This is a genomic window from Kitasatospora sp. NPDC096140, from assembly GCF_040303045.1.
GTDB lineage: Bacteria > Actinomycetota > Actinomycetes > Streptomycetales > Streptomycetaceae > Kitasatospora.
In genome coordinates, this window is sequence record NZ_JBEOUW010000047.1 from 17,894 (window position 1) to 38,307 (window position 20,414).

Annotated in this window: 16 protein-coding genes; 9 read left to right on the forward strand and 7 right to left on the reverse strand. The window is 72.7% G+C overall.

What is annotated here, in order from left to right; all coding sequences use genetic code 11:
- Positions 1–17 precede the first annotated feature (17 nt).
- From ABT048_RS34320 to ABT048_RS34330, 3 genes are all read left to right on the forward strand, one after another.
- Positions 18–953 (forward strand): M24 family metallopeptidase, encoded by a 936-nt coding sequence (locus tag ABT048_RS34320; protein WP_350525506.1) that lies wholly within the window; start codon positions 18–20, stop codon positions 951–953.
- On the forward strand, positions 950–2,692 hold the full coding sequence (locus tag ABT048_RS34325) for an SDR family oxidoreductase (RefSeq protein WP_350525507.1): 1,743 nt from the start codon (positions 950–952) through the stop codon (positions 2,690–2,692). Before ABT048_RS34320 ends, ABT048_RS34325 begins: the two co-directional genes overlap by 4 nt.
- Positions 2,693–2,844: 152 nt before the next feature.
- Positions 2,845–3,465: a LysE family translocator gene (locus ABT048_RS34330; RefSeq protein WP_350525508.1), complete on the forward strand. Its 621-nt coding sequence runs from the start codon at positions 2,845–2,847 to the stop codon at positions 3,463–3,465.
- Between the two features lie 43 nt (positions 3,466–3,508).
- On the opposite strand, the gene ABT048_RS34335 is transcribed toward ABT048_RS34330, so the two are convergent.
- The 6 genes from ABT048_RS34335 to ABT048_RS34360 all read right to left on the reverse strand — a co-directional run bounded on the left by ABT048_RS34335 (position 3,509) and on the right by ABT048_RS34360 (position 10,696).
- A complete protein-coding gene (locus tag ABT048_RS34335) occupies positions 3,509–3,802 on the reverse strand; it encodes a hypothetical protein (RefSeq protein ID WP_350525509.1) in 294 nt (97 codons plus the stop codon).
- Positions 3,803–3,882: 80 nt separating this feature from the next.
- A complete protein-coding gene (locus tag ABT048_RS34340) occupies positions 3,883–5,091 on the reverse strand; it encodes an XdhC family protein (RefSeq protein WP_350525510.1) in 1,209 nt (402 codons plus the stop codon).
- A 143-nt stretch (positions 5,092–5,234) separates the two neighbouring features.
- Positions 5,235–6,716, reverse strand: coding sequence for an NCS2 family permease (locus ABT048_RS34345; protein WP_350525511.1), 1,482 nt, complete (start codon positions 6,714–6,716; stop codon positions 5,235–5,237).
- A gap of 247 nt (positions 6,717–6,963) precedes the next feature.
- A complete protein-coding gene (pucD, locus tag ABT048_RS34350) occupies positions 6,964–9,330 on the reverse strand; it encodes a xanthine dehydrogenase subunit D (RefSeq protein ID WP_350525512.1) in 2,367 nt (788 codons plus the stop codon).
- The gene (locus tag ABT048_RS34355) at positions 9,327–9,812 is read right to left on the reverse strand and encodes a (2Fe-2S)-binding protein (RefSeq protein ID WP_350525513.1); all 486 of its coding nucleotides are present in this window, start codon (positions 9,810–9,812) and stop codon (positions 9,327–9,329) included. Before ABT048_RS34355 ends, pucD begins: the two co-directional genes overlap by 4 nt.
- Positions 9,809–10,696, reverse strand: a complete 888-nt coding sequence (locus ABT048_RS34360) for an FAD binding domain-containing protein (RefSeq protein ID WP_350525514.1) — start codon at positions 10,694–10,696, stop codon at positions 9,809–9,811. Before ABT048_RS34360 ends, ABT048_RS34355 begins: the two co-directional genes overlap by 4 nt.
- A gap of 409 nt (positions 10,697–11,105) precedes the next feature.
- Between ABT048_RS34360 and ABT048_RS34365 the strand changes: the two genes are divergently transcribed.
- Complete coding sequence (locus tag ABT048_RS34365) at positions 11,106–12,698, forward strand: PucR family transcriptional regulator (protein ID WP_350525515.1); 1,593 nt, start codon at positions 11,106–11,108, stop codon at positions 12,696–12,698.
- A gap of 106 nt (positions 12,699–12,804) precedes the next feature.
- Here the strand turns inward: ABT048_RS34365 and ABT048_RS34370 are convergent, their stop codons facing one another.
- On the reverse strand, positions 12,805–13,881 hold the full coding sequence (locus ABT048_RS34370; RefSeq protein ID WP_350525516.1) for an alpha/beta hydrolase: 1,077 nt from the start codon (positions 13,879–13,881) through the stop codon (positions 12,805–12,807).
- A 355-nt stretch (positions 13,882–14,236) separates the two neighbouring features.
- Between ABT048_RS34370 and ABT048_RS34375 the strand changes: the two genes are divergently transcribed.
- From ABT048_RS34375 to ggt, 5 genes are all read left to right on the forward strand, one after another.
- Positions 14,237–15,262: a sugar ABC transporter substrate-binding protein gene (locus ABT048_RS34375; RefSeq protein ID WP_502894104.1), complete on the forward strand. Its 1,026-nt coding sequence runs from the start codon at positions 14,237–14,239 to the stop codon at positions 15,260–15,262.
- Positions 15,259–16,305, forward strand: a complete 1,047-nt coding sequence (locus tag ABT048_RS34380; protein WP_350525518.1) for an ABC transporter permease — start codon at positions 15,259–15,261, stop codon at positions 16,303–16,305. The genes ABT048_RS34375 and ABT048_RS34380 overlap by 4 nt, the downstream gene beginning before the upstream one ends.
- Entirely contained in the window at positions 16,302–17,147 is an 846-nt protein-coding gene (locus tag ABT048_RS34385; protein WP_350525519.1) for an ATP-binding cassette domain-containing protein, read from the forward strand. The genes ABT048_RS34380 and ABT048_RS34385 overlap by 4 nt, the downstream gene beginning before the upstream one ends.
- Positions 17,144–18,250: an ROK family glucokinase gene (locus tag ABT048_RS34390; RefSeq protein ID WP_350525520.1), complete on the forward strand. Its 1,107-nt coding sequence runs from the start codon at positions 17,144–17,146 to the stop codon at positions 18,248–18,250. The genes ABT048_RS34385 and ABT048_RS34390 overlap by 4 nt, the downstream gene beginning before the upstream one ends.
- A 258-nt stretch (positions 18,251–18,508) precedes the next feature.
- Positions 18,509–20,299 (forward strand): gamma-glutamyltransferase, encoded by a 1,791-nt coding sequence (gene ggt / locus ABT048_RS34395; RefSeq protein ID WP_350525521.1) that lies wholly within the window; start codon positions 18,509–18,511, stop codon positions 20,297–20,299.
- The last annotated feature ends 115 nt before the right edge of the window (positions 20,300–20,414 follow it).

Here is a 20,414-nt window from a genome sequence, read left to right on the forward strand (position 1 = left end):
AAGGAGCAGCCCCCGCCATGGCGAAAGCGACCCCCGCCTTCCGCTACACCGAGCGCGACCTCGCCCGCTTCCGCGAGACCCAGCAACTCGCCTACCACTGCGCCGAACAGGTCGCCGCCTGGATCGAACCCGGCGTCACCGAGCGGCAGGCCACCGCCGAGCTGCGCCGCCGTCTGGTCGCCGCCGGGGTACAGGACTTCTTCCACGTCCCGTTCGCCTGGTTCGGGGACCGCACGGCGTTCCGGCACTTCCACACCCCGCTGCAGTTCTTCGCCGGCAACCGCCGCCTGGAGGAGGGCATGCCGTACGTCCTGGACTGCGCGCCGGTCGTGGACGGCTACACCGCCGACATCGGCTACGGCGGCAAGGTCGGCGAGAACCGGGTCTGGGACCGGCTCGCCGCCGACCTGCGGGTCTACCGCGAGCTGATCCTCGCCGAGGTGCGGGCCCGCAAGCCCCTCGACGAGGTGTACGCGGCGGTGGACGCGCAGCTCGCCGCGCACGGCTACGACAACCGCCACCAGGTCTACCCGGGTCGGGTGATCGGCCACCAGGTCACCCGGACCGTGGCCCGCGGCCCGGCCGGGGTGAACGTCTTCGGCTTCGGCGTGCGCACCCTGCAGACCCTCGGCCGCGAGCTCATCTCCGAGCGCCTGCACGGCCGTTCACCGCTCTGGGCGGACGGGCGGTCGTCCCGGCACGCGCCCACCCCCGGCCTGTGGGCGGTCGAGCCGCACATCGGCTTCCGCGGTGTGGGCATCAAGTTCGAGGAGCTGCTGGTGGTCACCGAGGACGACGCCTACTGGCTGGACGACGACCTGCCGCACGTCCGCCGCTGGACCGCCGCCGCCGCCGCCGCCGCCACCGCCACCGCGACCGCGACCGCGACCACCGCGACGCCCGCGCCCGCCGCAACGACCGCCGAGCCGAGCACCCTGGAGGCCACCCGATGACGACCCCGACCCGCCGCCGGACCGTCCACTCCGGCGGCCTGCCGCTCGCCGTCTTCGAGCAGGGCGACCCGGCCGCCCCCACCGTCCTCCTCGTCCACGGCTACCCCGACACCCACGCCGTCTGGGACGACATCGCCGCCGACCTCGCCCGCGACCACCACGTGGTCCGCTACGACGTCCGCGGCGCCGGCGAGTCCGGCGTCCCCGCGGACCGCGACGGCTACCGCCTGGAGCGGCTGGCCGATGACCTGTTCGCCGTCGCCGACGCGGTCAGCCCGGACCGCCCGGTCCACCTGGTCGCCCACGACTGGGGCTCGATTCAGTCCTGGGAAGCCGTCACCGCGCCGGGCGCCGCGCACCGGATCGCGTCCTACACCACCATGTCCGGCCCCAGCCTGGACCACATGGGGTACTGGCTGCGCCACCGGCTGCGCCGCCCCACCCCGCGCCACCTGCGGCAACTGCTCCACCAGGGCCTGCACTCCTGGTACATCACCGCTTTCCACCTGCCCTACCTGGCCCCCGGCGTCTGGCGCCTCGGCCTCGCCCGGGCCTGGCCGAGGGTGCTGCGCGACCTGGAGCACGTCACCCCGCGCGCCGACCACCCGCAGCGCAGCCTGCGCCGCGACGCCGTGCGCGGCATCGAGCTGTACCGGGCCAACTTCCGCCCCACCATGGGAAGTCCGCGCGAGCGGCCGACCCTCGTGCCGGTCCAGCTGATCACCCTCACCCGGGACCGCTACGTCGGCACCTACCTCTCCGAGGGCCTGGAGCGCTGGGTGCCCGACCTCACCCGCAGGACGCTGCACGCCGGCCACTGGTCGGCGCTGCTGGAGAAGGGAGCCACCGTGGCCGGAATGGTCCGCGAGTTCACCGCCCGCACGGAGGCCGGCCGCGCCGGCGAGGCCGCAGGGGAGCGACCGGCCCTGGACGACGGCCGGCTGGTGGTCGTCACCGGCGGCGGCAGCGGCATCGGCCGGGCCACCGCGCTGGCCTTCGCCGAGGAGGGTGCCCGGGTAGTGGTCTGCGACCTGGACCTCGCGTCCGCCGAGCGCACCGCCGAACTCGCCTCGCTGATCGGCCCCGCGGCGCACGCCTACCGGGTGGACGTCTCCGACGGCGCGGCGGTGGACGCCTTCGCGCAGACCGTCGCCGCCGAGCACGGGGTGCCCGACGTGGTGGTCAACAACGCGGGCATCGGCCACTCCGGGACCTTCCTGCAGACCACCGAGAAGGAGTGGCAGCGCGTCCTGGACGTCAACCTCTGGGGCGTGATCCACGGCTGCCGCGCGTTCGGCACCCTGATGGCCGACCGCGGCCAGGGCGGCCACATCGTCAACGTCTCCTCGGCCGCCGCCTACCTGCCGTCCAAGGCGCTCACCGCCTACGCCACCAGCAAGGCCGCGGTGTTCATGCTCTCCGACTGCCTGCGCGCCGAGTTCGTCGACCACGGCATCGGCGTCTCCACCATCTGCCCCGGCATCGTCAACACCAACATCACCCGTACCTCCACCTTCTCCGCCACCACCGCCGCCGAACAGGCCGCCAAGCAGGCCCGTGCCGCCAAGCTCTACGCCCGCCGCGGCTTCCCCCCGGAGAAGGTCGCCACCGCCGTCCTCGCCGCGGTCCGCACCGGCAAGCCCGTCGTCCCCGTCACCCCCGAGGCCAAGGCGGCCCGTTTCCTGTCCCGCCTGAGCCCCGGCCTGCTGCGCCTCGCCGCCCGCCTCAACGTCACCTGACCGGGTGAACGTCGCCGAAACGGATCGACCGGTCGGCCGCGGGCGGGCTGCCCGGTCTCACCGGCCGGCCGACCCGGTGGGTCGTGCCGTCCGGTGCCGCGGACTGACGCCGCCCGGGGCGGTGTCCGGGCCCTGTGAGAGCATCCAGGGCCATGGAGATGACAACCGCGCTGTGGTCCTTCGCCCTCGTCGTGGGGCTGCTCACGCTGACGCCCGGGATCGACACCGCGCTGGTCCTGCGGACGTCGGCGCTGGGGCGGCGGCGCCAGGCGTGGGGGGTCGTGCTCGGCATCCAGACCGGCACGCTGATCTGGGGGACGCTGACCTCGGCGGGGGTGACGGCGCTGCTCACCGCCTCGCAACTGGCGTACGACGTCCTGCGCTGGGCGGGCGCGGCGTACCTGGTGTGGATGGGCATCGGGATGCTCCGCGACCGGGGTGCCCGGGTGGCGGTCGAGGACGAGCCGACGGAGGGCGGGTTCGGGCACGGCTGGCGGCGGGGCACGCTGACCAATCTGCTGAACCCCAAGGTCGGGGTCTTCTACGTGGCCGTGCTCCCGCAGTTCATCCCCGCCGGGGCCCCGCACTTCGCCGCCGGCGTGGCGCTGACCTGCGTCCACGTCGTGGAGGGGGTGCTCTGGTCGACGGTGCTGGTGGGCTTCGCCCGGGTACTGCGGGGCTGGCTGCGCCGGCCGGCGACCCGCAGGCTGATGGACCGGGTGACCGGTGCGGTCGTGGTGGGCTTCGGCGTGAAGCTGGCGCTGGGCGACTGACCGGGGGCCCGCCGGCGGGGCCCGGGGGCGGGGCCGAGGGGCGTCAGGAGGCCAGTCGCTGCAGGCCCGTCATGAGGTCGTCGGCGTTCATGCAGATGTGCAGGTCGACCTTGGCGTTCATGCGTAGCCAGAACGGCTCGGCGATGGACGGCACCGCGGCCTCGTCCGCGACGTCGATCACGGCGATCAGGGCGCGGTTCCCGTTGCGGGCGAAGAAGTAGGCCGCCTCGGGCTTGAGTTCGGCCAGGGCTTCGCGGAGGCCGTCCGCCATCTCTCCACTGGTGATGGCCTGGTTGGCGGTGGCCGTGTCGAGTTCGATTTCCAGCAGGGCGCGCATGGTCCCCGCTCCTTCCCCGGGCTCGGGGCGAGTCCGCAACTCCAGCGTCCCGCCGCCCCGGTGGGCACGCAACGTCACGCTCAGGCGGCGTGGGTCCGCGGCGGCCGCGCCTCCTCCGCACCGGTGCGGGCGCCGTCGTCCGCCGCGGCCCGGGCCGTGTCGTGGTGGATCGGTCCGTCGCCGGTGCTCAGCGGCAGGCAGCTGCCGCCGCGCCGGTGGGCGATGATCTCGGCGGCGACCGAGACCGCTGTCTCCTCGGGGGTGCGCGAGCCCAGGTCGAGGCCGATGGGGGAGCGCAGCCGGGCCAGTTCGGCCTCGGTGAGCCCGACCTCGCGCAGCTTCGCCTCGCGGTCCCGGTGGGTGCGGCGCGAGCCCATCGCGCCGACGTAGCCGACCGGCAGCCGCAGGGCGCGTTCGAGCAGCGGGATGTCGAACTTGGCGTCGTGGGTGAGCACGCAGAGCACGGTGCGTCCGTCGATCCGGCCGAGCTGGGAGTCCAGGTACCGGTGCGGCCAGTCGACGACGACCTCGTCGGCCTCCGGGAAGCGGCGGGTGGTGGCGAAGACGGGCCGGGCGTCGCAGACGGTGACGTGGTAGCCGAGGAACTTGCCGATCCGCACCACCGCGGCCGCGAAGTCGATCGCCCCGAACACCAGCATCCGCGGCGGGGGCACGTAGGACTCGACGAAGCAGGTGACGGTGCCCAGCTCGTGCTCGTCGCAGGGGCGCCCGTCCAGGCCGAGGACGAGCCGGCCGGTGCGTCCGGCCTCCAGCATCGCCCGGGCCTGCGCGACGATCGCCCGCTCCAGCCCGCCGACGGTGGACGGCCCGACGGACAGCGCCCCGGAGAGGCCGTCGGCGGTGACCGCGAGGGTGGCGCCGAGCAGCGCGGCCGGTCCGGCGATCACCCGCACCAGCGCGACCGGTGTCCCGGCGGCGATGTGGGCGATCCCCGCGTCCAGTCCGGCGTCGGCCCCCGGCACGACCGGCTGGACGAACACGTCCAGGACTCCGCCGCAGGTCAGGCCGACCGCGAAGGCGTCCTCGTCGTTGAAGCCGAAGCGTTCCAGCACCGGCTCGCCGCTCTCGATCGCGGCCTGGCACAGCTCGTACACCGCGCCCTCGACGCAGCCGCCGGAGACGCTGCCGATCGCCTCGCCGCCCGCGTCCACGGCCAGCGCCGCCCCGGGATCGCGCGGTGCGCTGCCGGAGACGCCGACCACGGTGGCCACGGCGAACGCACGCCCGGCCGCGTGCCAGGCCTGCAGCTGCTCGGCGATGTCCTGCATGGCGGAGGCTCCTTACACGGTTCGACAGTAGCGGTGGACGCCGCCGTACGGGAAACGATCCCGTACGGCGGCGGTGTTGCGAGGGGCCGGTCGCGCCTGTGGAACCGGCGGGGCCGGCCGCGAAACGGGGCCGGCGGGGCCGGCTAGTGCACGCCGAGCCAGGACTTGATCGGCGTGAGCGCGAAGTACAGCACGAACACCCCGGTGAGGATCCACATCAGCGCCCCGGGCTCGCGCCAGCGCCCGACCCCGGCCTTGATCACCGTGTACGAGATGACGCCGGCCGCGACGCCCGCGGTGATGCTGTACGTGAACGGCATCAGTGCGCAGGTGAGGAAGGCCGGGATGGCCACCTCGCGGTCGGACCAGTCGATGTGCCGGGCCTGGCTCATCATCATCGAGCCGATCACGACCAGGGCGGCGGAGGCCACCTCGACCGGGACGATGCCGGCGATCGGCGAGAAGAACAGCATCAGCGCGAACAGCCCGCCGGTGACGGTGGACGCGAGGCCGGTGCGGGCGCCGTCGCCGACGCCGGTAGCGGACTCGACGAAGACGGTCTGGCCGGAGGCGCCCGCCAGGCCGCCGACCGCGCCGCCGGCGCCGTCGATGAACAGCGCCTTGGACAGACCGGGCATCCGGCCCTGCTTGTCGGCCAGTCCGGCCTCGGTGCCGACGCCGATGATGGTGGCCATCGCGTCGAAGAAGCCGGCCAGCACCAGGGTGAACACCGCGACCGAGGCGCTGATCGCGCCCATGCCCCGGGCGCCGAAGGCGCCGAACAGGTCGACGTGGCCGAACAGGCTGAAGTCGGGCGCGGAGACCGGGCTGCCGGGCCACACCGGCACGGAGTTCTTCCAGGCGTCGGCGGGTACGTGGGCGGCCTTGTTGACGATCACCGCGAGCACGGTGCCGCCGGCGATGCCGATCAGGATCGCGCCGCGGACGCCGCGGGCCATCAGGACGAAGATCGACAGCAGCGTGACGCAGAAGACCAGGACCGGCCAGCCGGCCAGTTCGCCGGTCGGGCCGAGGGACAGCGGGGTGGGGCCGCCGGTGTGCATGAATCCGGCCTTGTAGAGGCCGATCACGGTGACGAACAGGCCGATGCCGATGGTGATGGCGTGCTTGAGCGGCAGCGGGATGCCGTTCATGATCTTCTCGCGCAGTCCGGAGACCACCAGCAGCACGATCAGCAGGCCGTAGATCACGCACAGGCCCATGGCCTGCGCCCAGGTGGTGTGGGGGACGACCAGCGCGGAGACCGCGCCGGAGACCGAGAGGCCGGCGGCGAGGGCGAGCGGCACGTTGCCGACCACGCCCATCAGGATGGTGGTGACGGCCGCCGCCAGCGCGGTGGCGGTGGTCAGTGCGGCGTGGTCCAGCTTGACGCCGGTGACGTCCGCGCCGCTCAGGATGAGCGGGTTGAGCAGGATGATGTACGCCATCGCCATGAAGGTGGTGAGACCACCGCGGAGTTCGTTGGCGAGTGTCGAGCCGCGGGCCGAGATCTTGAAGTAGGCGTCCAGTGCGCTCGACGGGCGGGGGGCCGGGGACGACGGGTGGGTGTCGCCCCCGGCGGGTCTGTCTTCGGTGGTGCCGGGCTCCGTGGGGATCCTGGTCATGTCCACTCCCAAGTGTCAAAGGGGGTTGGGGTGGGCGAGCCGACCTGACTGCCGGTCAACGAAGCGGCGTAGGGGGACGCATCGACTCACTGGGGGGCACTCGAAATGAGGGGGAGTGCCGGCGGTGCTTGGAGGGTGGTGCGCACCGCTGCTGACCCCGGCGTGGGCAGGGCAGCGGGTGGGGGGTGGTGCCCCCGGGGCGGCGGGGAAGACGGTCGCCGCCCCGGGGAAGCGTGAACTGCCGGGATCAGCCGGGCTGTTCGGTGGTCAGGTGCTCCGGGCGGACCGGGATCCGGTTGAGCGCGAGACCGGTGGCGTTGCGGATGGCGGCCACGATGGACGGCGTCGCCGAGACGGTCGGCGCCTCACCGACCCCGCGCAGCCCGTACGGTGCGTGGGGGTCGGGAAGTTCGAGGACGTCCACCGGGATCGGCGGGGTGTCCAGGATGGTGGGGATCAGGTAGTCGGTGAAGGAGGCGTTGCGGACCTTGCCGTCCCGCACGATGATCTCCTCCATCACGGCGAGGCCGAGCGCCTGGGTGCAGCCGCCCTGGATCTGGCCGACCACGGAGAGCGGGTTGAGCGCCTTGCCGACGTCCTGGACGGCGGTGAGCTCGACCACCTTGACCAGGCCCAGCTCCACGTCCACGTCCACCACGGCGCGGTTGGCGCAGAAGGTGTACTGGACGTGGCCGAAGCCCTGGCCGGTCTCCTTGTCGAAGGGCTGGGTGGGCCGGTGGTGGTGCTCGCGGGTGAGGTCGATGGCCTCGTCGCCGAGCAGGTCCACCATGGAGACCAGGACGCCGGCGCTCTCCGAGACGACCTTGCCGCCGGCCAGCACGATGTCCTTGTGGCTCCAGCCGTAGCGCCGCCGGCCCTTGTCGATCAGCTCCCGCTTGACCGCCTCGGCGGCCAGCTTCACCGCGCCGCCGGTCATGTACGTCTGGCGCGAGGCCGAGGTCGAACCGGCCGATCCCACCTCGGTGTTGGCCGGGTGGATGGTGACCTGCTCGACGCCCAGCTCGGTGCGGGCGATCTGGGCGTGCACGGTGACGCCGCCCTGGCCGACCTCGGCCATCGCGGTGTGCACCATCGCGACCGGCTCGCCGCCGATGACCTCCAGCCGCACCCGGGCCGTGGAGTAGTCGTCGAAGCCCTCGGAGAAGCCGACGTTCTTGATGCCGACCGAGTAGCCCACGCCGCGCACGATCCCCTCGCCGTGCGAGGTGTTGGACAGCGCGCCGGGCAGCGCACGGACGTCCAGGTGCTCGGTGTCCAGCGGCGGCGGCAGCGGCATCTCCTTGGCCCGGCGCAGCAGTTCGGCCACCGGCGCGGGCGAGTCGATCTGCTGGCCGGTGGGCATGAAGTCGCCCTCCGACATCGCGTTCAGCTGCCGCAACTCCACCGGGTCCATGCCCAGTTCGGCCGCCAGCTTGTCCATCTGCGACTCGTAGCCGAACGCCGCCTGGACCGCGCCGAAGCCGCGCATCGCCCCGCAGGACGGGTTGTTGCTGTAGAGCGCGATGGCGTGCATCCGGACGTTCGGGATGACGTACGGGCCGTGCCCGAGCGAGGCCGCGTTGCCGACCACGGCCGGCGACGCGGAGGCGTAGGCGCCGCCGTCCAGCACGATCCGGCAGTCGGCGAAGACCAGCTTGCCGTCGCGGGTCGCGCCGTGCTCGTAGTGCATCCTCGCCGGGTGGCGGTGCACGTGGCCGTAGAAGGACTCGTCCCGGGAGTAGACGATCTTGACCGGCTTGCCGGTGTGCTGGGCCAGCAGGCAGGCGTGGATCTGCATCGAGATGTCCTCGCGGCCGCCGAAGGCGCCGCCGACGCCGGCCAGCGTGAGCCGGACCTTCTCCTCGGGCAGGTCCAGCACCGGGGCCATCTGCTCGCGGTCCACGTGCAGCCACTGGGTCGCGATGTAGAGGTCGATGCCGCCGTCCTCGGCGGGCACCGCCAGGCCGGACTCCGGCCCGAGGAAGGCCTGGTCCTGCATGCCGACCTCGTAGTCGCCGCTGACGATGACGTCCGCCAGGGCCCGTACCTCGTCGGTCACGCCGCCGCCGGAGACCAGCCGCTGCTCGTGGCAGATGTTGCCGTACGCGTGCGACTTGTACTCGTGCGGCTCGTGGACGTAGCCGTGCGTCTCCGGGTCGAGGCACTGCTCCTCGGTGACGATCGGGGTGAGCACCTCGTACTCGACCGCGATCTTCTTCACCGCGCGGCGGGCCGTCTCCGGGTGGTCGGCGGCGACCAGCGCGATCGCCTCGCCGTGGTACCGGATCTTGTCGATCGCCAGGGCCGGCTGGTCCTGGATCTCCAGGCCGTAGTACTTCGAGCCGGGGATGTCCTCGTGGGTCAGCACCGCGTACACGCCGGGCACCTTGAGCGCCTCGGAGATGTCCACCGAGAGGATGTTGGCGCGGGGGTGCGGCGAGCGCAGCGCCATGCCCCACAGCATGTCCTCGTGCCACATGTCCGAGGAGTAGGCGAACTCGCCCTTGACCTTCAGGTTCCCGTCCGGGCGCAGCGGCGAGCCGCCGATGCCGTCCTTGGACGCCTGGTTGATGTTCTGCAGGTTCTTCTGGCCCTGGATGGTCCTGGTGGTCATGCCGAACCCTTCCCGGCGCACTTGCGGGCCGAGGCGAGCCGCACCGCGTCCATGATCTTCTCGTAGCCGGTGCAGCGGCACAGGTTGCCGGACAGCGCCTCGCGGATGTCGTTGTCGCTCGGCTGGGCGTCGTGCTCCAGCAGGGCGTCGGTCTGCACCAGCAGGCCGGGGGTGCAGAAGCCGCACTGGACGGCGCCGGCGTCGATGAACGCCTGCTGGACCAGACCCAGTTCGCCGTTCTCCTCGCTCAGCCCCTCGACCGTGCGGACCTCGCGGTCCTGCACCTGGCCGGCCGCGACCAGGCAGGAGCAGACCGGGACGCCGTCCAGGTAGACCGTGCAGGAGCCGCACTCGCCCTGCTCGCAGGCGTTCTTCGAGCCCGGCAGGCCGACCCGCTCGCGCAGCACGTAGAGCAGGCTCTCGCCCTCCCACACGTCGTCGGCCTCGACGGGCTTGCCGTTGGCGGTGAAAGTGACCCTCATGCCGCGCTCCTGATCTGCTTGCCGTAGTCGTTCCAACACCAGGTGAGGGTGCGGCGGGCCATCACGGCCAGGGAGTGGCGCCGGTAGTCGGCGGTGCCCCGGACGTCGTCGATCGGCGAGGCCGCGTCCTTCACCAGCTCGCCGAACCGCTGGATCACCTCGGCGCCCAGCAGCTCGCCGGACTCCCAGAGCCCGCGCTCGGCGAGCACGCCCTGCAGGTACTCCTCGGCCTCGACGGCGCGGCGCGGCGTGGGGGCAGCCGAACCGATACCGGTGCCGACGGTGCCGTTCCTGGGGTGGAGGGCGAAGCCGAAGGCGCAGACCGCGATCACCATCGCGTTGCGGGTGCCGATCTTCGAGAACTGCTGCGGGCCGTCCGCCACCGGGATGTGCACCGCCCGGATCAGCTCGTCGGCCTCCAGGCTGTTGCGCTTCACGCCGACGTAGAACTCGTCGATCGGGATCATCCGGGTGCCGCGCACCGAGGCCGCCTCGACGAACACGTCCCGTCCGGCCGCCAGCAGCGCGGGGTGCGCGTCACCGGCCGGCGAGGCGCCGCCGAGGTTGCCGCCGACGCCGCCGCGGTTCCGGATCTGCGGCGAGCCGACGGTGTGGGCCGCCAGGGCGAGGCCGGGCAGCGGCCCGGACAGCTCGTCGATGATCCGGGTGTAGGGGACCGAGGCGCCGAGCTTGACGACGCTGCCGTCGTTGGACCATTCGGTGAGCTCGGTGATGCGGTTCAGATCGAGAATCGCGGATGGCCGGTGCACGTCGAAGTTCATCTCGACCATGACGTCCGTCCCGCCCGAGATGGGCAGTGCGGTCGGGTACTCAGCCTTCACCGCGAGTGCCTCGTCCCAGGTGGCGGGCCGAAGGAACTCCATGCGGGTGTCTCCTCAAGTCGTCGCCCGCCGGGTGTCCGGCGGCGTGTCGCCCAGTGAACCCCTGTGACGCGGCCCACTGGCAGTCACCGATGGCATGAAGCCCCGGCTGTGGTCCCGCCCGGCATCCTGTACGTTCCTCTAAGGAGCAGAATCTCGCAGCCCAGGTGTTCGCCGGGTGCTACCTACGACCGTAATCCGGCCGTGACGGACGGGCTACGGGCCCGTGATCCGGCCGCCCGCTGGTGCGTAACACCGAGCACGGATGTTCGGGCACACTGTGACCCCCGGACCGACGGTCCGGTGCCCCCTTCCCCCCGATCCCCCCGCCCGAACCCCCTCCCGATCCCTCCGCTCGACCCCCTGATCCCCCCTCTCGATCCCCTCGATCCAGCCCCTAAGGAGTCCGCGGATGCGTGTCCGTGACCTGCTCGCCCCCGGCGCCCCGCGACTGCGCCTGCTCGCGGCCGAGGAAGAGCTGGACCGGCAGGTCAGCGGCGTGATGACGACGGACCTGCAGGACCCCGGCCGCTACCTGCACGGCGGTGAGCTGGTGCTCACCGGCATGCTCTGGCGCACCGTCCCGGCCGACTCCGAACGCTTCGTGCGGACCCTCGCGGCCGGCGGCGCGGTCGCCCTCGCGGCCGGCGAGGCCGAGGTCGGCCCGGTGCCCGAGGACCTGGTCGAGGCCTGCCGCCGCCACCGGATGCCGCTGCTGGCCGTCCCCGACGACATCGCGTTCGGCACCGTCACCGAGTTCATCGGCCGTCAGGTCTCCGCCGACCGCGCCGCCGACCTCGCCGCCCTGGTCGACCGGCACCGGCTGCTCGTCTCGGCGGCCGGCGGCGGCGGGCTGGACGCGGTGCTCGACCTGCTCGGCGGCGACCTCGACCTCGACTGCTGGGTCCTCGCCCCCACCGGCGCGGTGATCGCCGGCCCCGCCGACCGGCTCTCCGCCGAGGACCGCGACCAGCTGGTGCGCGCCCACCTCGCCGCCCAGCGCCAGCGCCGCCGCCCCCCGCACCGGGTCCGTCTGGCCGCCGGCTCCTACTCGCTGCTGCCCGCCGCGGCCTCCGCCGAGCACGAGGTGCCGCTCGCCGACTGGATGCTCGCGGTCGCCGGCGACATCACCGAGTGGACCACCAAGCGCCAGCAGCTCGCCGAGAACCTGGCCCGGCTGGTCGCCGCCGAGCGCCACCGCCGCGACGAGGGACGCCGGCTGCGCCGCCGCCTCGCCGACGAGGTGCTCGCACTGCTGCGCCGCGACGCCGACCCGGCCGAGATCAGCCGCACCCTGTACGCCTCCTCGGCGATGGCCGCCCGCTACGAGGGCCCCGAGTCCAAGTCCCCGGCGGAGGACGCCTCCTGGCTGGTGCTCAGCGCCGAGGGCACCGGCCTGCCCGAGGGCAGTGTCCGGGCCGTCCTGGAGGAGGCGCTCGGCACCACCTCCGACCGCGCGCTGGTCGCCGGGACGGGCGCCGGCGCCGTCGTGGTGCTGCCGGCCCCGGACAGCCCGGTGCCCGCCGACGCCCTGCGCGACCTGCTCGCCCCGCTGGAGGCCGGGCTCGGCTCCGAGGGCCGGATCACCCTCGGGGTCTCCGCCCCCGCCTCCGAGGCCGGCGGCCTGCGCGGCGCCCTGGAGGAGGCTCGGCACGCCCGCCGGATCGCCGCCTCCCGGGTCGGCCGGGTCTGCGTCGCGGGCCCCGAGGAACTCGCCTCGCACGTCCTGCTGCTGGCGGCCGTCCCGGACGAGGTCCGCCGCGCGTTCCGCAGCCGGCTGCTGGACAAGGTGATCGCGTACGACATCGAGCACCAGGCGGACCTGGTCCGCACCCTGGAGGCCTTCCTGCGCTCGGACGGCTCCTGGACCCGCTGCGCCGCGCAGCTGCACGTCCACGTGAACACCCTGCGGTACCGGATAGGCCGGATCGAGGAACTGACCGGGCGTGACCTCTCCCGGCTGGAGGACCGGGTGGACTTCTACCTGGCGCTCGAACTGGCCTGACGGGGGCTCCGGCACGTGCGAGGGCCCGCCGCGATCGATGTCGCGGCGGGCCCTCGTCGTGCGGTCGCCGGGCGGTCCGGTCGTCCGGTGGTCGTGCGGTCGGCCGCTACTGGGCCGGGATGATCGAGGTCAGCCACTGGAAGGCGCCGGGGACCATCTTCTTCCACATCTCGGTGGTGTGCGGGCCGGTGCCCTCCTCGACCTGGACGGTGGTCGGGGCCTTGGCGGCGCCGCGGATCGCCTCGCCGTCCTCGTAGCCGTCGCCCTTGGCGCCGCTGATCAGCATGGCGACCTTCGGCGGCTGCTGGGCGGCCTTCAGGATGGTGACCGGGTTGTTGGCCTCGCGCAGCTTGGGGTCCTTGCCGACCAGCGAGTCCTTCTCGGTCGCCGGGTCGTTGTAGCCGGACATCGCGATGGCGGCGCGGTACCGGTTGGGGTGGGCCAGCGACAGCTTGGCCGCGCAGTGCGCACCGGCCGAGTAGCCGGCGATCGCCCAGCGGTCCGCGGACGGGTCGGCGCGGAAGTTGTCCAGCACCATCTGCGGGACGTCGCGGGTGATCCAGGCGTCGGCGTTGATCTTGCCGGGGATGTCGGTGCAGCCGGCGTCCTGGCTCTGGCCGAGCAGCAGGGTGCGCGGCGAGACCAGGATGAACGGGGCGACCTTGCCCTGCTGCATCAGCGGCTTGAGCTGCTCGGAGACCTTGAGCGTGCCGTACCAGGTGGAGGAGGAGCCCGGGAAGCCCGGGATCAGCTCGACCACGGGGAACTTCTTGTCCTTGAACGCCGGGTCGTTGTACTGCGGCGGCAGCCAGACCAGCACCTCGCCGTCGACGCCGGAGACCTGGCCCTTGAGGGTGGTCTTCTGCACGTCGTTGGGCACCGCCGGGTCGTTCACGCCGCCGAAGCTCTGCTTCACCTTCGGCGGTTCCTTGGCGGCGTCACCGCTCCCGCCCGCGCCGGCCGCGTCCGCCGGCGGCACCGGGGGCACCGCGCGGACGTGGTTGCCGGTGCCGAGCAGGTCGTCCCAGCTCCCGTAGATCAGGTTGGCGTTGTTGACCATCACGAAGACCATCAGCACGGCCGTGACCTGGCAGAACATGATCATGACGATCCGGGTGAGGGCCTTCACCGGCTGCGGGCCGCCGACCTTCCCCCAGAACAGCAACGCCACTGTGATGGACACCGGCACAAGGATGACGGTGAGGATGAGGAATGGCGTACCTGTCAGTTCCATCGCGTTCTCGTATCCGGGTCGCTCGCCGCCCGGGCCCCAGTCGCCCGAACGCACGTCAATGTCATCAGACGGGGAGAACCGGGGATCGGTTGCCGTCCGAATCTGTGCGGAACCTGAGAGGAACATCACGTTCGCGTGATGAACCCCATTCGGATCGGCGCCTAGTCTGTCATCCGGACGAAGGTCGTCCGGACCAGATGTTCAGCGAACTTCCAGGAAAGGTCCCCCGGGGCACCTTACCTCCCAGGGCGTTCCGGCCGCCGGGCGAGGCGGTGCGATCGCGCACGGGCGGGCCAGGGAGACTATGGGGATGAGCATCACCCGCTTTCGCCCGTCCCGACGCCTCTGGCCCGTGTGCGCCGTCCTGGCCCTCGCGGTCACGGCGGCCGGCTGCAGCAGTACCGGAGGCAGACGCGCCGAGGAGGCCCGCGCCAAGGCCGCGGCCGCCGGCGGCAGCGCCGTCACCACCCCGCGCTGGAAGGTCGCCATGGTGACCCACTCCGGGGCCGGCGACGCCTTCTGGGACACCGTGCGCAAGGGGGCCGAGCAGGCCGCCGCCAAGGACAACATCACCTTCCTGTACTCCAACGACGCGCAGACCCAGAACCAGGTCCAGCTCGTCCAGGCCGCCATCGACCAGAAGGTCGACGGCCTGCTGGTCACCCTCGCCAAGGGCGACGCCATGGCCGACGTCCTCGCCAAGGCCAAGGCCGCCGGCATCCCCGTCATCACCATCAACTCCGGCCAGGAGTACTCCCAGAAGTTCGGCGCGCTCACCCACATCGGCCAGGACGAGTCCACGGCCGGCCAGGCGGCCGGCGCCGAGCTGGCCAAGCGCGGGCGCAAGAACGTGCTCTGCGTCATCCACGAGCAGGGCAACGTCGGTCAGGAGCAGCGCTGCTCCGGCGCCCAGTCCAAGGCCGGCGGGTCCTTCCAGGTGCTCTACGTGAACGGCGTCGACATGCCCGACGCCCGCGCCGCGGTCTCCGCCAAGCTCCAGGCCGACCCGAGCATCGACACCGTGCTCACCCTCTCCGGCCCCATGGCGGCCACCGGTCTGCAGGCCATCCAGGACGCCCGCCGCCCCGTGGAGCTGGACACCTTCGACCTGGGACAGCAGGTGGTGGCCGGGCTCAAGTCCGGCAGCGTCGGCTTCGCCGTCGACCAGCAGCCCTACCTCCAGGGCTACGAGGGCGTCGACCTGCTCTGGCTCTACAAGTCCAACCTGGACATGCTCGGCGGGGGCAAGCCGGTCGAGACCGGCCCGCAGATCCTCACCAAGGAGAACGCCGACGCGCTCGCCGAGTACGTCGCGAGGGGGACCCGGTGAGCAGCTCGGACCTCCTCGCCCAGGACGGCCTGCTGCAGGACCGTCCGGCGGCCCTGCGGCGGCTCCTCGCCCGCCCGGAGCTGGGTTCGCTGATCGCCGCCGTCGCGGTGTTCGCGGTCTTCGCCGTCGCCGCCGGGCCCTTCCTGCGGCTCGGTTCGCTGGGCACCGTGCTCTACGCGGCGTCCACCATCGGCATCATGGCGGTGCCGGTCTCGCTGCTGATGATCGGCGGCGAGTTCGACCTCTCGGCCGGCGTGCTGGTCACCACCGCCGCGCTGACCTCCTCGATGGTCTCGTACCAGTTCACCGCGGTGACCTGGGTCGGCGTCGTGGTCTCGCTGGCGACCACGCTGGCGATCGGCTGGTTCAACGGCTGGATGCTCGGCCGCACCAGGCTGCCCAGCTTCATCGTCACCCTCGGCACCTTCCTGATGCTGACCGGCGCCAACCTGGGCGTCACCAAGGCGGTCTCGGGCACCGTCTCCACCAAGCCGATCGCCGACATGGAGGGCTTCGAGTCCTGTCGCTGGCTGTTCGCCTCCGAGGTCACCATCGGCGGACTGACCGTCAAGGCCACCGTGTGGTGGTGGCTGGGCCTGCTGGTGGTCGGCAGCTGGGTGCTGCTGCGCACCCGCTTCGGCAACTGGATCTTCGCCGTCGGCGGTGACGCGGACGCCGCCCGCGCGGTCGGCGTGCCGGTCGCCCGGACGAAGACCCTGCTGTACCTGGGCGTCGGCTTCTGCGCCTGGGTGCTGGGCCAGCACCTGCTGTTCTCCTTCGACACGGTGCAGTCCGGCGAGGGCGTCGGCAACGAGCTGATCTACATCGTGGCGGCCGTCATCGGCGGGTGCCTGATCACCGGCGGCTACGGCTCGGTGGTCGGTTCCGCGCTCGGTGCGCTGATCTTCGGCATGGCCAGCAAGGGGATCATCTACGCGGAGTGGAACCCGGACTGGTTCAAGTTCTTCCTCGGCGCGATGCTGCTGCTGGCCGCGCTGCTGAACGCCTACGTCAAGCGCCGGGCCGAGCGGGGGCCGCGATGAGCACCGAACACGTGACGAGCACCGAACCGGCGGGCACCGAACTGCTCTCCCTCGACGGCGTCGGCAAGAGCTACGGCACCGTCCGGGCGTTGCAGGACGTCTCGCTGACCCTGCGGACCGGCGAGATCAGCTGCGTGCTCGGCGACAACGGGGCCGGCAAGTCCACCCTGATCAAGATCATCTCGGGACTGCACCGGCACGACGCGGGCAGCTACACCGTGGGTGGCGAGGAGGTCGCCTTCGACTCCCCGCGCCAGGCCCTGGACCGCGGCATCGCCACCGTCTACCAGGATCTCGCCGTCGTCCCGCTGATGCCGGTCTGGCGCAACTTCTTCCTCGGCTCCGAGCGGGGCACGCGCCGCTGGGGCGGCCTGCGCCTGGACGCCGACGGCATGCGCGCCACCACCCGCGAGGCCCTCGCGAGGATGGGCATCGACCTGCACGACGTCGACCGGCCGATCGGCACCCTGTCCGGCGGCCAGCGGCAGTGCGTGGCGATCGCCCGCGCCGTGCACTTCGGCGCCAAGGTGCTGATCCTGGACGAGCCCACCGCCGCGCTCGGCGTCAAGCAGTCCGGAGTGGTGCTCAAGTACGTCACCGCGGCGCGCGACGCCGGGCTCGGGGTCGTGCTGATCACCCACAACCCGCACCACGCGTACCTGGTCGGCGACCACTTCACCCTGCTCAAGCGCGGCCGGATGGCGGGCAGCCACCCGCGCGCCGAGATCAGCCTGGAACAGCTCACCACCGAGATGGCCGGCGGCTCCGACCTCGCCGAGCTCTCGCACGAGCTGGCCCGTCCCTCCGTCCCCGACTCCCGTGAGGAGCGTCCGCAGCCGTGACCAGCCCTCAAGGCAGCACCCGGCCGCCCGTCCTGCCCACCCTGCTCGGCCTCGGTCCGCGCGCCGAGCGCCGCCGCCGTGCCCTGCCCGCGGGGATACTGCGACTGCCCACCATCGGCGTCGACATCGGCGGCACCAAGGTGGTCGCCGGGGTGGTGGACGGCGAGGGCAAGGTGCTGGAGAAGCTGCGCACCGACACGCCGGACAAGAGCAAGAGCCCCAAGGTGGTCGAGGACGTCATCGTCGAGCTGGTGCTGCAGCTCTCCGACCGTCACGACGTCCACGCCGTCGGCATCGGCGCGGCCGGCTGGGTCGACGCCGACCGCTCCCGGGTGCTGTTCGCCCCGCACCTCAACTGGCGCAACGAGCCGCTGCAGCAGGCGCTCAGCGAGCGGCTGCGGTTCCCCGTGATCGTGGAGAACGACGCCAACGCGGCCGCCTGGGCCGAGTGGCGCTTCGGCGCCGGGCGCGGCGAGGACCACATGGTGATGCTCACCCTGGGCACCGGCATCGGCGGCGCGGTGGTCCGGGACGGCTACGTCGACCGCGGCAAGTACGGGCTGGCGGGCGAGTTCGGGCACATGCAGGTGCTGCCCGGCGGCCACCGCTGCCCGTGCGGCAACCGCGGCTGCTGGGAGCAGTACTCCTCCGGCAACGCGCTGGTGCGTGACGCGCGCGAACTGGTCGCCGAGGAGTCCCCGGTGGTGCAGCCGCTGCTGGCCCGGGCGGGCGGGACGGTCGAGGGCATCACCGGCCCGCTGGTCACCGAGGCCGCGCAGGACGGCGACCCGACCGCCATCGAGCTGCTGTACGAGGTCGGCACCTGGCTGGGCGTCGGCATCGCCAACCTGGCCGCCGGGCTGGACCCGGGCCGCTTCGTCATCGGCGGCGGCGTCTCCGAGGCCGGCGACCTGCTGCTCGGGCCGGCCCGCGACACCTTCCGCCGTACCCTCACCGGCCGCGGCTTCCGCCCGGAGGCCGCCATCGTGCACGCCGCCCTCGGCAACGAGGCCGGCCTGGTCGGCGCCGCCGACCTCGCCCGGCAGGTGGCCCGGCGCTTCCGCACCATCAAGCGGCGGCGGGTGGAGCGCAGCGCGCTGTAGTGCGCCGTGGTGGTGGGGGCTGCGGGGCGGCGGCGGGGGATGCCGGGTGCTGCCCGAGGCCGACAGAGTTCAGCGGACAGATGATGAAATCTGTTCGCTGAACTCTGTTTGCTGAACTTTGTCCGCTGAACTTCGTTCGCCGAACTCTGTCGTCCGTGCTTCCGTCTCGTCAACTACCCGCCGGTAGCGGCACCGTGTGGTTGTCGGATCATCCCTCCTGTGGAACAACTGAGTTGACGTCGACTCAGGAGGACTCGGATGAGGGCTCTGACCCGTCTGGCACCACCACTGCTGCTCACCACCGCACTGGTCTGGTCCACCGCGCTGCCGGCCGGGGCCGCGGCCCCGCCGCCGAAGGTGCCCGAGGCGGTCGGCTGGGGCGGAGCGGTGGCCACCGTCGACGCCGACGCCACCGCCGCCGGGATCGAGGTGCTGCGCAACGGCGGCAACGCCGTGGACGCGGCGATCGCCGCCGCGGCCGCCCTCGGGGTCACCGAGCCGTACTCCTCCGGCATCGGCGGCGGCGGGTACTTCGTCTACTACGACCACGCCACCGGCCGGGTGCACACCATCGACGGCCGGGAGACCGCCGGCCGCACCGCCGACACCGGGCTGTTCCTGGAGGACGGCAAGCCGCTGCCCTTCGCCGACGCCGTCACCAGCGGCCTCTCCGTCGGCGTCCCCGGCACCCCGGCCACCTGGGACGCCGCGCTCCGCCAGTGGGGCACCCGCTCGCTCGCCCGGGCCCTCGAACCCGCCGAGCGGATCGCCGACAACGGCTTCGTCGTGGACGAGACCTTCCGCGGCCAGACCGCCGACAACCAGGCCAGGTTCAAGGACTTCCCGGCCACCGCCGCGCTCTACCTACCTGGCGGAAAGCCCCCCGAGGTCGGCAGCGTCCTGCGCAACCCGGACCTCGCCGCCACCTACCGGCTGCTCGCCAAGGACGGCGTGAAGGCCTTCTACCGGGGGAAGTTGGCCGAGGACGTCGTCAACACCCTGCAGCACCCGCCGGTCGACCCGGCCTCCGGCCGCAACGCCCGCCCCGGCAAGGTGGACGCCGCCGACCTCGCCGCCTACCGGGTCCGCGACCAGGCCCCCACCCACGTCGCCCACGGTGCCTACGACGTCTACTCGATGGCCCCGTCCAGCTCCGGCGGCACCACCGTCGGCGAGGCGCTGAACATCCTGGAGGACGGCGGCGACGTCTCCGCGTACAGCGGCACGCAGTACTACCACCACTTCCTGGAGGCCTCCCGGATCGCCTTCGCCGACCGCAACCGCTGGGTCGGCGACCCGGCCTCCGTCGACGTCCCCACCAGGCAACTGCTGTCCGAGCGCTACGCCGCCTCCCGGGCCTGCCTGATCAGCCCCGACCACGCGCTGACCAGCCCGCTCGCCCCTGGCGACCCGCGCCACCCGGCCGACTGCGCCGACACCGGCCAGGCCGTGGCCGAACCGTACGAGGGCCCCAACACGACCCATCTGACGGTCGCCGACCGCTGGGGCAACGTCGTCTCCTACACGCTCACCATCGAGCAGACCGGCGGTAGCGGCATCACCGTCCCCGGCCGCGGCTTCCTGCTCAACAACGAGCTGACCGACTTCGACTTCACCCCGCTCGCCCCCGGCGTCCCCGACCCCAACCTGCCGGGCCCGGGCAAGCGGCCGCGCTCCTCGATGTCGCCGACCGTGGTGCTGCGCGACGGCGAGCCCTTCCTCGCCACCGGCAGCCCCGGCGGCGCGACCATCATCACCACCACCCTGCAGGTGCTGCTCGGACGGCTGGACCGCGGCCTGAGCCTGGAGCAGGCGATCGCCGCGCCGCGCGCCAGCCAGCGCAACACCGCCGCGACGCAGGCCGAGCCCGCCTTCCTGGCGCTGCCCGAGCGGGCCGGGCTGGAAGCGCTCGGGCACGCCTTCGCCGGCGTGGCGGAGATCGGCGCCGCCACGGGCGTGGAACGGCTGCCGGACGGGCGCTGGGTGGCCGCGGCCGAACCGGTGCGGCGCGGCGGCGGCTCGGCTGCGGTGGTCCGGCCCGCACGCTGACCCGGTCGGCGGCCGCACGCCGGGGCCGTCCGGATTGTCAGTGCCGGACGGTATGTTCGGGGTGGGTCTCCCTCACGAGGGCCGGCCCGCCCCGTCAGCACCCCGCCAGCACCTC